Source organism: Sphingobium sp. Z007, assembly GCF_900013425.1.
Lineage (GTDB): Bacteria > Pseudomonadota > Alphaproteobacteria > Sphingomonadales > Sphingomonadaceae > Sphingobium.
This window is the reverse complement of the sequence record NZ_FBXK01000005.1, coordinates 1,561,650-1,575,374: the sequence shown is the minus strand read 5'-3', so window position 1 is coordinate 1,575,374 and position 13,725 is coordinate 1,561,650. Positions and strand designations below refer to the sequence as shown.

Genomic DNA, 13,725 nt, shown 5'->3' with positions numbered 1-13,725 from the left:
CCGCGTTCAGGCGGCGTAGGTCGTGCAGGGGGAGTTGGTGCCGCTCGTCAGAAGATCGTTGGCCGTGCGTTCCCGCACCGCCATCGCGGCATAGGCCGACATTTGCGGCGTCCCGAAGAAGGATGACGATATCAACGGTTTATAGGTATAATAAACCTCGACGAAGATCATTTCGCTGCCCTTCGTCGCGGCGATTTTGCGCCCGGTTGGTCCAATACCTGCTGCGCCTAGGTTCGTGTTTTCTGTTGTTTCAAAGGCGGAGTTTTTCACCAATGCGCCTGAACAACGCTGCCATCGTAATTTCTGGTTGGTGACGTTGCCCGACGCATCCAGCACGGGTGCAATGCTGGATACGATGATCCGGCCGTTGTTACGCAGGCTGATGGGATCGCCCAATATCTTGATGCCGCCCAATGCGTCGGTGACGTCGCCGTTCGAAATGCTCAAGCGGATGCGGGATATGCTGTCGGCGCTCATCGTCGCAATATCCCCCAGTTTTTGCGAGGTATAGGCCATGTTGGCGGCCTCGGCCCCCCCCATCGTCAGGCCGACCAGCACAGGCAGCGCCAGCGCGAATTCGACAGCAGCCATACCCGCAACATGGCGACCGATGTCCCGCAACGAGGGGCGAAGGATTGTACGGACCGTCATGCTCATGCCTTGCATTTGGGGGTTAGCGTGCTCTGCAATTCATAAGGTTGCCGGCGCGTCATGGTGGTCGCGGTCAGCGTGGCGGTATTGCCGATCCCGATGAACCGATAAATCGGCAATATCCGGTTATAGGTAACGACCGTATTATAGCGCACGATATCGTCCGCGCCGCCGATCCCCGTCTTGCCCGCCGTCACGATGTTGCGCACGCCATTGTCATCCACATCTTCCCAGCAATCGCCGCTGTCCAGCGTGGCATTGTTGTTCGTATCCTTCGTCAACCGCTCCATGGCGTTGATCTGGCTATATTGCAGGAAACTGCCTTTGGTCGTCAGCACGGTCGCATTGGGCGCGACGCGTTTCACTGTGGCCTCGATGTCGGTCTCTACCGCCGTGCTATCGACCGTCTGCAAGGTTGTGAGGCGCGTCGCGCGCTCCATGGCACCCAAAAGCACCGATCGGACATAAATCTGATAGCCCATCTCCAGCCCGCCGAACAACAGAAGGCAGAGCGGCAGGAGGATCAGGGCGAACTCGGATATGGCCGCACCGCGTTGATCCCCTTTGATCCGTCGGGCAAAGGCCGAAGCAACCGTCATTGCGACAGCCTCAACGATCCGATATTTTCCCCGATGTCCCGGAATACGTCATTGAGGTCGGAAGCATCGTCCGCCTCGAACGCATATTCGTCCTTCGCGCCCGAAGAACAGTCGATCATGTCCTGGCTGAGGGGCGAACCCGCGCCAAAGGAAATGGTATAGATTTTCGTGCTCGCCATATTCTTGATCGCAGCGCAGGTCAGCTGCCAACGGGCGGTATGGTTGGCGTTGGACGTGTCTTTGGTGCCATCGGCCGCGACCCGTCGCCAAGTCGTTTCCTGGGCATAGGCGCCATAGCCGGTATTACCGGTATCCATGAGCCCGTCGGTCATGAATATGACGTAGCGATTGACTGGATAGGTATTGTAGAGCGTCGGATTTTCGCTGGACCAATTGCCAGTGCGCGACAATAGTCTGGCAGCCCATAGCAAGCCGACATCGAGATACGTGCCGCCATTGGCGACGAAGCCGTTGTTGAATGAAAAATAATTGTTGAAATTTGTCGCCGTCAGCTGCTGCATTTCCAGCATCGCCCTGGGACAGGCATATTGCGCGCTTCCGACTCGATCGGGATCAGCCACCGTCCAGCGCGTCGCCGTAGAGGACGGTACGGTATCAGGCAGCATATCATAAGCTGTCGATGGTATCGTGCTGGACGTCGAAGTAATGCTGTTGCTGGTGCTTTGTTCCTCGACGCAACCGTCCCAGGTGTTCGTCATCCAGTTACTGTCATGTGTAACAGTTGTACTTGGATAGCTACAACTGTACCTGCCGCAAGAATAAGCGCGATAGGTGCCGGTCGCGTTAAACCATGTCGGTTGACGGGCATAAAGCGTGGTGCCAGCGCTCCCCTTGCTGAACCCCGCGTTGACCATTTGCGAAAAAGGCACCACCGCCCAGCGGACCCGCTTTCGCTTGCCCTGTTCGGTCATGTTGAACTGGCTTTCGATTGTCGCCATTTGGGTTTGCAAGTTGGCGAGCGCCGTGCGGAGCGCCTGCATGCGTGAAATGTTGGTGCCGCCGGTCTTGTCCTCATCGACATAGGTGACGACCTTGCCATCGACAGTCAGTTTTTTGCCGCCGCGATTATTGTCGTTGATCCAGTCGCTGCACTCTTCCGCGGTCAGTTCAGGCTTGCACGCCATCGATCCCGTCGTGTCGAGCACCAGCACGATGTCGATGTTGGAATAATCGTTACGCCCGCTGCACGTCGCTGTGACAGCAATATTCTGCTTGCCGAACAATCCCATGACAACGGTAGGAACTGTCGTGGATACCGTCAATTGGATCTGGTCGTTGCTGCCAAGCGTCGGCACGATATTGGCGTCTTGCAGGGTGGAGCCAAGATAATTGTTGGGATAGTTGAACTTCACATATTTGCGCACTTCCGCGGTTACTTCCGTCGTCACGGCGCCGCCGGTGCCCATCAACTTGCGCCCGGCCAGCACGCCGGCATCGCACGCCTGTTGCAGGCGGGTCTTGCTGAGATAGCCGCGGCTGATGTCCAGACCCCCGCCGATCATACCAGCCAACGGGATCATGGCGGCAGCAGCGATGCCCAGCACGTTGCCCGCCTGGTTGCCCGCCAGCCGACTCAGAAATCCCGTAGGATGCTCGTTACCCTTGCCCATTTGCCTGCAATCACCCATGTCGCGCCCCACGCCCCCCAATACTGGGTCGGGCAGCCTGTTCGCCTATGCAGGCGCACTGGTTAGAATGTGTATGAGGAAGATGGTTAAAGGACCGATAACCTGCCTAGTCCTTGTCCAGACAGGAGTCGCGCCATGAGCCTGGACAAAGACGCCGTGCCGCCGCTGGGCCTTTTGCTGGCGGCACATGCCGGCGGGGAACAGGCGGCGCGGCACCGGGCGCTCTGGGCGTTCGACGCGCGGCTGGCTAAGGTCGCCCGCACCACCAGCGAGCCGATGATCGGGCAGATGCGCCTTGCCTGGTGGAATGACGTCATCGACGATGCGGCCGGGATCAAGGGGCAGGGCGAACCAGTGGTCGATGCGATGCGGGCGACGGGGGCTTGTGGAGCGCCAGGGCTGGTGGCGGTGATCGACGGCTGGGAAGTGCTGGTGGTCGAACCCGACATCGATGTGCAGGGGTTGCGTGAGTATGCCGCGGGGCGGGGCGGCGGTTTGTTCCGCGCTTTGGCCGATGCCGCCGACGCGCCAGAGTGGCTGGCGGCGGCTGGGCAGGTGTGGGCGCTGTGGGATCTGGCCGGGCATGTCGGGGACAGGGCACTGGCGGACGCTGCGCTGGCGCTGGGTCGCGACCTGCTGCCGCAGGTTGACGGCGCGCGCTGGCCGCGGGCGTGGAAGCCGTTGCGGATCGCCTTCACCCTGGCGCGGCAGGATGTGCTGGCGGGTCGCGCCGCGCCGCTGGGGATGCCGCGGGCGCTGGCGGGACGGTTGCTGCGGATCGCGCTTGTCGGACGATAGCCGGTCGGGATAGGCTGGGTTCCCACGGACTTGAGGAGGGCGGCATGGGGCGATTGCTGGCAGGTGGCATGGCGGCGCTGCTGCTGGTCGCGGGCGGCCTGTTCTGGTGGCAGGGGCGGGCGGATACGGCACCGGTGCCCCAGCTTGCTTCTGCCCCACCACCCCCGCCGCAGATAGAAGCGCTGCCGCAGGGTGATCCCGATGCGGTCGGCGATGCGCCGCCGATGCCCGGCGAGGCCAGTCCGCAGAGCCGCGAGCAGAAGCGCTTCGCACGCTACGACCGGAACCGCGATGGCGTCATTACGCGGGTCGAGATGATGGGTAGCCGGACCAAGGCGTTTAAGGCGCTGGACAAGGATGGCGACAACCTGTTGTCCTTCGAGGAATGGGCGGTGGCGACAGCGGACCGTTTCGGCACGGCGGACGGCGACAAGGACGGCAAGCTAACCCCGGCGGAGTTCGCCGCGACGGCGCCGAAGCGGGCACCGAAGGCGAAGTGTAGGTGCTGAACAAAATGCCGTTCGGTTCGAGCTTGTCGAGAAGCCGGTGCAAGGGTTCTCGACAATCTCGAACTGAACGGTATTTGGGTTGTCACGCCAGTTCCATCTCCCCCATCCACACCCCAAAGGACGCGCGGGCGCGAGAGGTATAGGCTTCCTTGCGCTGCTTCTTCTTCACCTCGTCCAGCGTCGGGAACAGACCGAAATTGACGTTCATCGGCTGATAGTCGGCGCTCACCACATTGCCGGTCACATGCCCCAGCAGCGCGCCCAGCGCCGTGTCGGCGGGCGGCGGCGTCAGTTCGCGGCCCAGCAGTTCGGCGGCGGCAAAACGTCCGGCGATCAGGCCGATCGCGGCGCTCTCGACATAGCCTTCGCAGCCCGTCATCTGCCCGGCGAAGCGGATATGCGGCGCGCTCTTCAACCGCAGCGTCGGGTCCAGCAATTTGGGCGACTGGATGAACGTATTGCGGTGCAGTCCGCCGAGTCGCGCAAATTCGGCATTTTGCAGGCCCGGAATGGTACGGAACAACTCCACCTGCGCGCCATGTTTGAGCTTGGTCTGGAAACCGACCATGTTCCACAGCGTGCCGCTGGCATTGTCCTGCCGCAATTGCACCACGGCATAGGGCCAGCGGCCGGTGCGCGGATTGTCGAGGCCCATCGGCTTCATCGGGCCGTGACGGAGGGTTTCCGGCCCGCGCGACGCCATCACCTCGATCGGCATGCATCCCTCGAAATAGGGGGTGCTCGCCTCCCATTCCTTGAACTCGGTCTTTTCGCCGTCGAGCAACCCCTGGACGAAGGCCTGATACTGGTCCTTGTCCATCGGGCAGTTGATATAATCCTTCCCCTCGCCGCCGCCGGGGCCGATCTTGTCCCAGCGGTTGGCCATCCAGCACTGGTCCATATCAATGCTGTCATAATGGATGACGGGCGCGATCGCGTCGAAGAAGGCCAGATGCTCCATCCCCGCTGCCTGGCCGATGCTGGTGGCGAGCGCGGGCGCGGTCAGCGGGCCAGTTGCGATGATGGTCATGCCTGTCGTGGGCAGCGTGTCGATCCGCTCGCGGACGATCTCTACATTGGGGTGATCGGCCAGCGCGCGGGTGACGGCGGCCGAAAAGACATGGCGATCGACCGCCAGCGCGGAGCCGGCGGGCACCTTGGCCGGTTCGGCGCTCGCCATGATGAGCGAGTCCAGCCGGCGCATTTCCTGATGCAGCAGGCCCACGGCGTTTTTGTCCGCGTCGTCGGAACGGAAGCTGTTGGAGCAGACCAGTTCGGCCAACCCCTCGGTCTGGTGCGCGGGCGTCATGTCGCCGCTTCCCCGCATTTCCGACAGGCGCACGCGGATGCCGGCCTGCGCAAGCTGCCACGCGGCTTCCGTTCCGGCGAGGCCGCCGCCGATGATATGAACCTGATAATCTGCCACTGATATTCGCCCTGATGCCGCGCTTTCGCCGTTGGAGCCAGGGCCTATAGCCGATGGCGGGCGAGTAGGACAGGGCGGGTTGCGGCGGCGTTTGGCATGCTCGGCGATTGGCAAAAGCTGCGAAGTTCACACCGTCGTGGCTTCGTTTTTGCGCGGGTTGGGGTATGCATAGCGGACTTCGCAATAGGAGATTTTTGCGAAGTGATGTCGCGCCCGTCCGGCGATTTATGTTTCCCCACTCGTATCGCTGCGCATCTGTCCATGGGCCAGCACGGCGAATAGGCCGGACCCGCCGATGATGTTGCCCAGCAATGCCGGCAAGGTGAATGCCAGCCAGGACTCGGCCATGCTGATACTGCCGCTCAGCCATAGAAAGGTGACCTGGGACGACCCGGTCACAACGTGCGCGAAGCCGCCGAGCGCTATTACGTAGGTTAGGGTAAAGATCACCCAGAACTCGCTGCCTTTGGCGCTGGGTAGCACCCAGGCGATGGCAGCCATGATGAAGCCGGCGGGAATAGCCAGCGTCAGGGTGCGGTGCCAAGGCTGAAGTTCCAGTTTGCCGAGCAGGTCCAACGCGATGAGGCGCTGCTCATGCGTGATGATGATTTCGCCGGCCATCAGCGCGCTGACCAATGTGACGCCAACCAGATTTCCCACAATCACGCAGAGCCAGAGCCGCATCAGTCTGCCGATATTCTGGCCGGTGGGTTTGGTGGCGACAGGCAGAACGGCGGTGACGGTGCTTTCGGTAAACAGCTGCATCCGCCCCAATATAACGATCAGATAACCCACGGGATAACCGAGAAAATAAACCAATGGCGCCCATGCCGTATCCGGCAGGTGACTGCGCAGGAAAAGCTCGCACATCAAGGATAGCGTCATGGCCAGCCCCGCAGCCGTGCCGGACAATATCAGAGCCAGCGCCGGCCGCGCCAGCTCCTCCTCGCCCTGCAATCGCACGACCTCATGCACGATCCTGGACGAGCTGGCGCGCCTGTCCTCGACGTCGCGAACCTCCGTGGCGTCCAGGTCGTCATTGGGCTGGCGTTCGGGATCGTCGATCTTTTCCGATCCGGTTTCTGCCATTTCGCTATCCTGCATAGAAGACCGGACCGGCGGCGTGGCGATTTGTTCCCTGCGGTCGTTGCTTTGGGCAAGGAACCGGGGGCGGCGCCAAACGTCAAGCAAGCCTCTATACCATTACGGGGCGGAAAAATCATGATAGGCGAGATCGACAAGGCGTGGATGCGTGAAGCCATCAAACTGGCAAAGAGCAAGGGGACATCGCCGCAGGATACGCCGATCGCCGCCATCATCGTCCTCAATGGCCGGGAGTTGGCGCGCGCGGTCAACCAGACGGAAGAGCTTCTCGACGCCACGGCCCATGCGGAGATGATGGCGTTCAGGCGCGCGGGCAAGGCCCATGGGGATATGGATATCCGGGACGCCACGCTTTATTCCACGCTGCAGCCGTGCGGGATGTGCACCATGGCGTCAATCTGGGCGAAAATAGGGCGCATCGTCTATGGCGCGGGCCGCGACGACGTCCATCGGATGTATTTCGAGGACCGTCACCTCGACACGGTCGATTTTATCCAGGACGCCTGGCGCGAGGATCTTGTCATCGACGGGGGATGCTTGCGGGACGAGTGCGCCGCGCTCTATTTTGGACCAGACGATGATGTCCCGATCGAAGAGCAGGGCAATATATGAACCGGCGCGCTGTGGAGATGGGTTGCGAGACCTGCCTTAAGCCCGCAAGGTCGGCGGCGACTTGCCGCTAAACGGCGACCAATTCTCCATCCCCATAATAAGCCGCCTCGTCCAAAATCCCCTCCCGCTTCGCCACGATCACGCCGACCAGAACCTGGCCTGCGACATTGACCGCCGTCCGGCCCATGTCCAAAATCGGGTCGATCGCGAGCAGCAGCCCTACGCCCTCCAGCGGCAGGCCCAGCGTCGAGAGCGTCAGCGTCAGCATCACGATCGCGCCGGTCAGGCCGGCGGTCGCGGCCGATCCGATGACGGACACGAAAACGATCAATGCATAGTCTACGAAATGCAGTGGGATGCCGTAGAAGCCCGCGACGAAGATGGCCGCCAGCGCGGGGTAGATCGACGCGCAGCCGTCCATCTTCGTCGTGGACGCTAAGGGGATCGCGAAGGCGGCATAGCCTTTGTCCACGCCCAGCCGCTCGGTCACGGCTTCGGTGACGGGCAGGGTGCCCACTGACGAGCGCGAGACGAAGCCCAGTTGGATCGCGGGCCAGGCTTTGGCGAAATAGGGGCCAGGTTTGAGGCCATTGGCGATCAGCAGCGCCGGATAGACGACCAGCAGCACGAGTGCGAGGCCGAGATAGATGGCGGCGGTGAACGTGCCAAGCTGCGCCAGCGCGCTCCAGCCATAGGTGGCGATGGCGGTGCCAATGAGGGCGGCCGAGCCGATCGGCGTCAGGCGGATGACCCAGCCCAGGATCGCGCGCACGACCGCGAGCAGCGAGCGGACGAAGCTTAGGAAAGCGTTGGCCTTTTCCCCGACCTTCAAAGTGGCTAGGCCCACGGCGATCGAAATGACCAGCAATTGCAGGATGTTGAAGCTGATGCTGGTGGTCGCCGCGCCACTCTCGCCAATCTTGGTGCTGCCCGACAGCGCCAGGCTGTTGCCGGGGACCAGCCCTTTGAGGAAATCGAGCCAGCCGCCGACCGAGTCCGGCTGCTTGGCGGCGAGCGCCGCGCTGGAGAGGCCGATGCCCGGCTGCACGATGACGCCGATGGCGATGCCGATCGCGACCGCGATCAGCGCGGTGATGGCGAACCACAGCAATGTCTGCCCGGCCAGCCGCGCGGCATTGTCAAGCGCGCGCAGATTGGCGATCGACGCGACGATGGCGGCGAAGACGAGGGGCGGCACGATGGCTTTCAGCAGCGAGACGAAGATCGAGCCGACCGTCTTGAGCGCGGTCGCCAGCCAATTGAGGTCGCCATCCGGCCCCGCACCGATCTGGCGCGCGACCAGGCCCAGCAACAGGCCCACGACCATCCCGGCCAATACCTGAAATCCGAAACTGCGATAATGAAGGGCCATGGCTATCGTTCCTGTGGGCGTCCGGCAGCCTATATCGGATGGTGGCCGGGCGATTGCGCGCAAGCAATTCTTGACGTGTGTATAACAGGGATAAGGTGGCCCTCTTTCCCTGCTCGCCCATTCAACGCATTGGCCGGGCCGATCCGCTATGCCAGATATGCATGATTGGTCCATCGGGGAGTTGCAAGAGATGATGATGCGCGGCGCATATTCGGCTTTGGCGCTGCTGGCGCTGCCGCAGGGCGCAATGGCGGCGGCGGATGCCGGCGCGGCCAAGGATATTTTGATGCGCTCCGTCGCGATCAAGACGGTGCGGGGTGCGGGGCAGGTGCCCAAACTGGCGGCCTATTATGCAAGCGTGCTGAAAAGCGCGGGATTTGCCGACGCGGATATCGTCATCACGCCGATCGGCGAGACGGCAACCCTTTCCGCTACGATCAGGGGGAGCGACCTCAAGCTCAAACCCCTGGGCCTGATCGGCCATATGGATGTGGTGGCGGCGGACCGGGCGGACTGGACCCGCGATCCTTTCGTGCCGGTGGAGGAAGATGGCTATATTTTCGGGCGGGGCGCGGAGGATAATAAATATGACGTCGCGATGATGGTCGCGACCATGGCGCAGCTAAAGAAGGAAGGCTGGAAACCGCGCCGCACCGTCATTCTGCTCCTGTCGGGGGACGAGGAAACCGACATGGTGACGACCAAGGCGCTGGCGGCGCAGTATAAGGACATCGACCTGTTGCTGAATGGCGATGGCGGCGGCGGGCTGCTGAATGATGAGGGCAAGCCGGTGCTGTACCAGTTGCAGGCGGGCGAGAAGAGCTATGCCGATTTCGAATTTGCCTTCACCGATGCGGGCGGCCATTCGAGCGCGCCGACGCCGGGCAATCCGATCTATCGCATGGCCAAGGCGATCGACGCGATCGCGGCTTATCAATTCCCGCCGATGCGCAACGAACTGACTAAGGCGTCGCTGGCGCTGTCGGCCGACCGGATGGGTGGCGAGGTGGGACAGGCAATGAAGCGCTATGCCGAGACGGGCGATGCGGCGGCGGCGGACCTGCTGTCGACCCGGCCGGAATTTGTAGGCCAAGTGCGCACCACCTGCGTCGCGACAATGGCGAATGCGGGCCATGCGCTGAACGCTCTGCCGCAAAGCGCGAAGGTCAGCGTCAATTGCCGCATCTTTCCCGGCGTGGCGATCGAGGATGTGAAGGCGCAGTTGGTGAAGGTGGTGGCCGATCCGAGTGCCAGCGTGAAGACGCTGGGCGATCCGCTGGCGAGCGACGCTTCACCGTTGCGCGCCGACTTGATGAAGGTGGTGCGCGACGCCGTGACGGCGCGGTCGGCGGACATCACGGTGATGCCGGGCATGTCGGCAGGCGCGACCGACAGCCTCTATTTCCGGGCGCTGGGCGTACCGAGTTACGGCGTGTCCAGCCTGTTCATGAAGGCGCAGGACGGCTTTGCCCATGGGCTGAACGAGCGGGTGCCGGTGGCGGGGATCAGGGAATCGCTGGAGCAGTGGGACGCAGTGGTGCGCGGGTTGGCGAAGTAAGGCTGTCGTTTCCCAGACCGTTCGTCCTGAGTAGCCATTGAGCGAAGTCGAAATGGCGTATCGAAGGATATGCGCAATGCTTCGATACGGGACTTCGACAAGCTCAGCCCCTACTCAGCACGAACGGTTTTTGTTCGCGTGCGCCTTACCCCCGCGCCGCAATCCCGTTCGCCGCCGACAACACCGCTTGCACCGACGCCGTCGCGACATCCGCATCGGTCCCCACGCCGAACACGGTGCGGCCATCAGGCGTGCGGCATTCGACATAGGCGGCGGCGTTGACGTCGCTGCCCGCGCCGATCGCATGTTCGCTATAGTCGGCGATCTCCAACTGGACGCCGAATTCGTCGCGCAGCGCGGCCAGCACCGAGGAGAGCAGGCCGTTGCCGCGCCCGGAAATCGAGCGCTCCACCCCTTCATGCGCGATCTTGCCAGTGAAGATGCGGTCGCCCGCGACGCCGCTCTCATGATAGTCGATCAGGCTATAGGCCTGCTCGCCCGTCAGGCGGTAATGAGCCTGGAACGCGCTCCATATGTCGGCGGCGTTGAGTTCGCGGCTGCTTTCGTCCGCCATCGCCTGCACGACCTTGGAGAACTCGGCCTGCATCCGCTTGGGCATCTTATAGCCCTTGTCCTGTTGCAGCACCCAGGCGACGCCGCCCTTGCCCGATTGCGAATTGACGCGGATCACCGCTTCATAATCGCGGCCCAGATCCTTGGGGTCGATCGGCAGATAGGGCACGTCCCAGATCAGGTCGTTGCGCGCTTCCTGCGCGGCGAAGCCCTTCTTGATCGCGTCCTGATGACTGCCGGAAAAGGCGGTGAACACCAGTTCGCCGGCATAAGGGTGGCGCGGGTGGACTGGCAACTGGTTGCAATATTCGACCGTCTGGATGACGGTGTCGATGTCGCTGAAGTCCAATTGCGGGTTGATCCCCTGCGTGTACATATTGAGCGCGACGGTCACCAGATCGCAATTGCCGGTCCGCTCGCCATTGCCGAACAGGCAGCCTTCGACGCGGTCGGCGCCCGCCATCAGGCCCAGTTCCGCCGCCGCGACGCCGGTGCCCCGGTCGTTATGCGGATGCAGGGAAATGACCACGCTGTCGCGCTTGCTGATATGGCGGCACATCCATTCGATCTGATCGGCATAGATGTTAGGCGTCGCGCATTCGACCGTCGCGGGCAGGTTCAGGATCAGCGGGCGGTCGGGCGTCGGCTGGAGGATGTCCATCACCGCCTCGCAACATTCCAGGCTGAAATCCAGCTCGGCGGTGGAGAAGGTTTCGGGCGAATATTCGAAATGCCAGTCGGTGTCCGGCTGCGCCGCCGCATTGTCGCGCAGCAGCTTGGCGGCGTTGACGGCGATCTCCTTGATCTCCGGCCGGCTCATCTGGAACACGATGTTGCGCCAGGCGGGCGACACGGCGTTATAGACATGGACGATCGCCTTGGGCGCGCCGCGCAGCGATTCGAAGGTGGTGGCGATCAGGTCGGCGCGCGCCTGCGTCAGCACCTGCACGATCACATCGTCGGGGATCGCGCCGTCGCGGACCAGCCCGGAAATGAAGTCGAATTCGGTCGCGCCGGCCGCGGGGAAACCGATCTCGATCTCCTTGACGCCCACTTTGAGCAGCAGGTCGAAGAAGCGGCGCTTCTTTTCCGCGTTCATCGGGTCGATCAGCGACTGGTTGCCGTCGCGCATGTCGGTCGACAGCCAGCGCGGCGGGGCGGTGATGACCTGGGCGGGCCATTGGCGATTGGGCAGGTCCACCTGCGGAAAGGCACGGTATTTCTGCGAGGGATCGGTCAGCATCATGGGATTACACTACTTCTTTGCCAGCGGCGCGCGGGTGGGCGCTTTCCGGTATATGACTTGACTGCGATGAAGGCCCTTAGGCGGATCGGTGCTGCCCATAGTCGAAAGGCAGCATAAAAACCACGCCTAAGGGCGTGTAAGTCGTAGCAGGGTAAGAAGCGTGCCGCTCTGCATGATGCATCTCCTTAACCCGTTTGCCGGGCGGGGGTAAAGATCATAATGGCGCGCGGCTGAAAATCGCGTCGATGCCAAGGTCCACCTTGTCGGCCACGAAGGGTCGGCCAAAGCCCATGCCGAACTGGCTGCGCTCGACCGTCATGGCGCCGACGAAATGCAGGGTGGACAGGCCCGGCGCTTCGTCGGGGGTCGTGCCGACCAGCCGGACGGAGAGGGTGACGGGGCGGGTCTGCCCATGCATCGTCAGTTCCCCGGCTATCGGCGTGGGCGCATCGCTGCGCGCCAGCGGGGCATTTTGCGCGGTAAAGCGAATGGTCGGGAAATGCGCCATGTCGAAAAAGCTGTCGCCCTTCAGCATCGCGTCGGTGGAGGCGTCGCCGGTGGCCAGCTTTTCCACCGGGAAGCTGATGTCCACGGCCGCGCGGTCGGGCCGTGCCGGGTCGATGGTCACAGCGCCGTCGGGCGCAACGAAATCGCCTTCATAGCCGCCCACAAGCGCCTTCACGCGGAAATGCACCTTGGTCGCGACGCTATCGACCTGATAGCGGCCGGGCGCATAAAGGGCGGGCGGCGGGGCGGCCGCCGGCGCAAGCGCGACGATGCTCAGGAGCAGCGCGGCTTGCGCCGGACGGCGCACGGCTTATTGCTTTTCGAAGCCGGCGATGATCTTCAATTCGATCGCGTCGCCGACGACAGGCACGCCATAGCCCATGCCGAATTCGCTGCGCTTGATCGTGCCGGTGGCGACGAAGCCGACATTTTCCTTCTTGCTCATCGGCTGCACGCCCGCGCCGTAAAATTCGGCGTCCAGCGTGACGGGCTTGGTCACGCCCTTGATCGTCAGGTTGCCGGTGATTTCCGCGCCGCTCGCGCCTTCGGGCTTGACGCTGGTGGACACGAAGGTCGCGGTCGGGAATTTGGCGGCGTCGAAGAAGTCCGCCTTCATCAGATGCTCGTCAAGCTTGGCGACGCCGGTGCGCAGATTGGCGATCGTGAACTGAACCGACACCTTGGATGCGGCGGGGTTCGCCTTGTCCAGGGTCAGCGTGCCGGTTGGCTCGGCGATGGTGCCGGCATTATTGGTGAAACCCATATGGTTCCAGGCGAAGACGACCTGGGTATGGCCGCCATCGACCTTGTACGTGCCGCCGGTGACCTTGGCGACGTCCTTAGTGCCGGGCGCGCTGGTCGGCATCTGCGCGACGACGACGGTGCCGCCGGCAATCGCGATCAGGGCGGCGGCAGGGATCAGAAATTTCTTCATGGGACAGACTCTCCGTAAAACTCTCAAGGGGCGCAGCTTGAATAAGCCACGCCCCTCGATTGCGCCAGAGCCGTGTGCGGAAACGGATCGTTCCCTTTTCGGCCGCAAGACGGCAGCAGGAGAATTGAGCACAACGCCATTCGTGCTGAGTAGAGGCTGAGCTTGTCGAAGCCTCGTATCGAAGCAT

Annotated in this window: 13 protein-coding genes; 4 read left to right on the top strand and 9 right to left on the bottom strand. The window is 62.7% G+C overall.

Going from position 1 to position 13,725, the window contains the following annotated elements; translation table 11 throughout:
- Positions 1–6: 6 nt before the first annotated feature.
- The 3 genes from CEQ44_RS15635 to CEQ44_RS15625 form a co-directional block, all read right to left on the bottom strand.
- Complete coding sequence (locus CEQ44_RS15635) at positions 7–591, bottom strand: TadE family protein (protein WP_254913691.1); 585 nt, start codon at positions 589–591, stop codon at positions 7–9.
- 62 nt (positions 592–653) lie between these two features.
- Positions 654–1,250 (bottom strand): TadE/TadG family type IV pilus assembly protein, encoded by a 597-nt coding sequence (locus CEQ44_RS15630; protein WP_088183188.1) that lies wholly within the window; start codon positions 1,248–1,250, stop codon positions 654–656.
- Positions 1,247–2,899, bottom strand: coding sequence for a TadE/TadG family type IV pilus assembly protein (locus CEQ44_RS15625; protein ID WP_088183187.1), 1,653 nt, complete (start codon positions 2,897–2,899; stop codon positions 1,247–1,249). Before CEQ44_RS15625 ends, CEQ44_RS15630 begins: the two co-directional genes overlap by 4 nt.
- A 135-nt stretch (positions 2,900–3,034) precedes the next feature.
- Here CEQ44_RS15625 and CEQ44_RS15620 point away from each other — a divergent pair, with 135 nt between their 5' ends.
- Positions 3,035–3,697, top strand: a complete 663-nt coding sequence (locus CEQ44_RS15620; protein ID WP_254913679.1) for a hypothetical protein — start codon at positions 3,035–3,037, stop codon at positions 3,695–3,697.
- Positions 3,698–3,741: 44 nt separating this feature from the next.
- The gene (locus tag CEQ44_RS15615; RefSeq protein WP_088190815.1) at positions 3,742–4,206 is read left to right on the top strand and encodes an EF-hand domain-containing protein; all 465 of its coding nucleotides are present in this window, start codon (positions 3,742–3,744) and stop codon (positions 4,204–4,206) included.
- 82 nt (positions 4,207–4,288) lie between these two features.
- Here the strand turns inward: CEQ44_RS15615 and trmFO are convergent, their stop codons facing one another.
- Both trmFO and CEQ44_RS15605 read right to left on the bottom strand, forming a co-directional pair.
- Complete coding sequence (gene trmFO, locus CEQ44_RS15610; RefSeq protein ID WP_088183522.1) at positions 4,289–5,632, bottom strand: methylenetetrahydrofolate--tRNA-(uracil(54)-C(5))-methyltransferase (FADH(2)-oxidizing) TrmFO; 1,344 nt, start codon at positions 5,630–5,632, stop codon at positions 4,289–4,291.
- A 225-nt stretch (positions 5,633–5,857) separates the two neighbouring features.
- The gene (locus CEQ44_RS15605) at positions 5,858–6,721 is read right to left on the bottom strand and encodes a formate/nitrite transporter family protein (protein WP_088183746.1); all 864 of its coding nucleotides are present in this window, start codon (positions 6,719–6,721) and stop codon (positions 5,858–5,860) included.
- A 132-nt stretch (positions 6,722–6,853) separates the two neighbouring features.
- Here CEQ44_RS15605 and CEQ44_RS15600 point away from each other — a divergent pair, with 132 nt between their 5' ends.
- Complete coding sequence (locus CEQ44_RS15600) at positions 6,854–7,348, top strand: nucleoside deaminase (RefSeq protein ID WP_088183523.1); 495 nt, start codon at positions 6,854–6,856, stop codon at positions 7,346–7,348.
- A 67-nt stretch (positions 7,349–7,415) separates the two neighbouring features.
- Here CEQ44_RS15600 and CEQ44_RS15595 read toward each other — a convergent pair whose 3' ends face one another.
- The gene (locus tag CEQ44_RS15595) at positions 7,416–8,720 is read right to left on the bottom strand and encodes a dicarboxylate/amino acid:cation symporter (RefSeq protein ID WP_088183524.1); all 1,305 of its coding nucleotides are present in this window, start codon (positions 8,718–8,720) and stop codon (positions 7,416–7,418) included.
- Between the two features lie 190 nt (positions 8,721–8,910).
- Here CEQ44_RS15595 and CEQ44_RS15590 point away from each other — a divergent pair, with 190 nt between their 5' ends.
- On the top strand, positions 8,911–10,278 hold the full coding sequence (locus CEQ44_RS15590; RefSeq protein ID WP_088183748.1) for a M20/M25/M40 family metallo-hydrolase: 1,368 nt from the start codon (positions 8,911–8,913) through the stop codon (positions 10,276–10,278).
- Positions 10,279–10,423: 145 nt separating this feature from the next.
- On the opposite strand, the gene leuA is transcribed toward CEQ44_RS15590, so the two are convergent.
- The 3 genes from leuA to CEQ44_RS15575 form a co-directional block, all read right to left on the bottom strand.
- The gene (leuA, locus tag CEQ44_RS15585; protein ID WP_088183525.1) at positions 10,424–12,097 is read right to left on the bottom strand and encodes a 2-isopropylmalate synthase; all 1,674 of its coding nucleotides are present in this window, start codon (positions 12,095–12,097) and stop codon (positions 10,424–10,426) included.
- Between the two features lie 214 nt (positions 12,098–12,311).
- Positions 12,312–12,911, bottom strand: a complete 600-nt coding sequence (locus CEQ44_RS15580) for a YceI family protein (RefSeq protein WP_088183526.1) — start codon at positions 12,909–12,911, stop codon at positions 12,312–12,314.
- 3 nt (positions 12,912–12,914) lie between these two features.
- Positions 12,915–13,538 carry a YceI family protein gene (locus CEQ44_RS15575; RefSeq protein ID WP_088183527.1) on the bottom strand — a complete coding sequence of 208 codons (624 nt, stop codon included), beginning with the start codon at positions 13,536–13,538 and terminating at the stop codon, positions 12,915–12,917.
- Positions 13,539–13,725: the final 187 nt, after the last annotated feature.

Excerpts from the sequence above, each read along its gene's own strand:
- CEQ44_RS15635 (WP_254913691.1), bottom strand. The coding sequence starts at position 591 with ATGGCTGCTGTCGAATTCGCGCTGGCGCTGCCTGTGCTGGTCGGCCTG.
- CEQ44_RS15575 (WP_088183527.1), bottom strand. The coding sequence starts at position 13,538 with ATGAAGAAATTTCTGATCCCTGCCGCCGCCCTGATCGCGATTGCCGGC.
- CEQ44_RS15600 (WP_088183523.1), top strand. The coding sequence starts at position 6,854 with ATGATAGGCGAGATCGACAAGGCGTGGATGCGTGAAGCCATCAAACTG.
- CEQ44_RS15595 (WP_088183524.1), bottom strand. The coding sequence starts at position 8,720 with ATGGCCCTTCATTATCGCAGTTTCGGATTTCAGGTATTGGCCGGGATG.
- CEQ44_RS15625 (WP_088183187.1), bottom strand. The coding sequence starts at position 2,899 with ATGGGTGATTGCAGGCAAATGGGCAAGGGTAACGAGCATCCTACGGGA.
- CEQ44_RS15590 (WP_088183748.1), top strand. The coding sequence starts at position 8,911 with ATGATGATGCGCGGCGCATATTCGGCTTTGGCGCTGCTGGCGCTGCCG.
- CEQ44_RS15620 (WP_254913679.1), top strand. The coding sequence starts at position 3,035 with ATGAGCCTGGACAAAGACGCCGTGCCGCCGCTGGGCCTTTTGCTGGCG.
- leuA (WP_088183525.1), bottom strand. The coding sequence starts at position 12,097 with ATGATGCTGACCGATCCCTCGCAGAAATACCGTGCCTTTCCGCAGGTG.
- CEQ44_RS15605 (WP_088183746.1), bottom strand. The coding sequence starts at position 6,721 with ATGGCAGAAACCGGATCGGAAAAGATCGACGATCCCGAACGCCAGCCC.
- CEQ44_RS15630 (WP_088183188.1), bottom strand. The coding sequence starts at position 1,250 with ATGACGGTTGCTTCGGCCTTTGCCCGACGGATCAAAGGGGATCAACGC.
- CEQ44_RS15615 (WP_088190815.1), top strand. The coding sequence starts at position 3,742 with ATGGGGCGATTGCTGGCAGGTGGCATGGCGGCGCTGCTGCTGGTCGCG.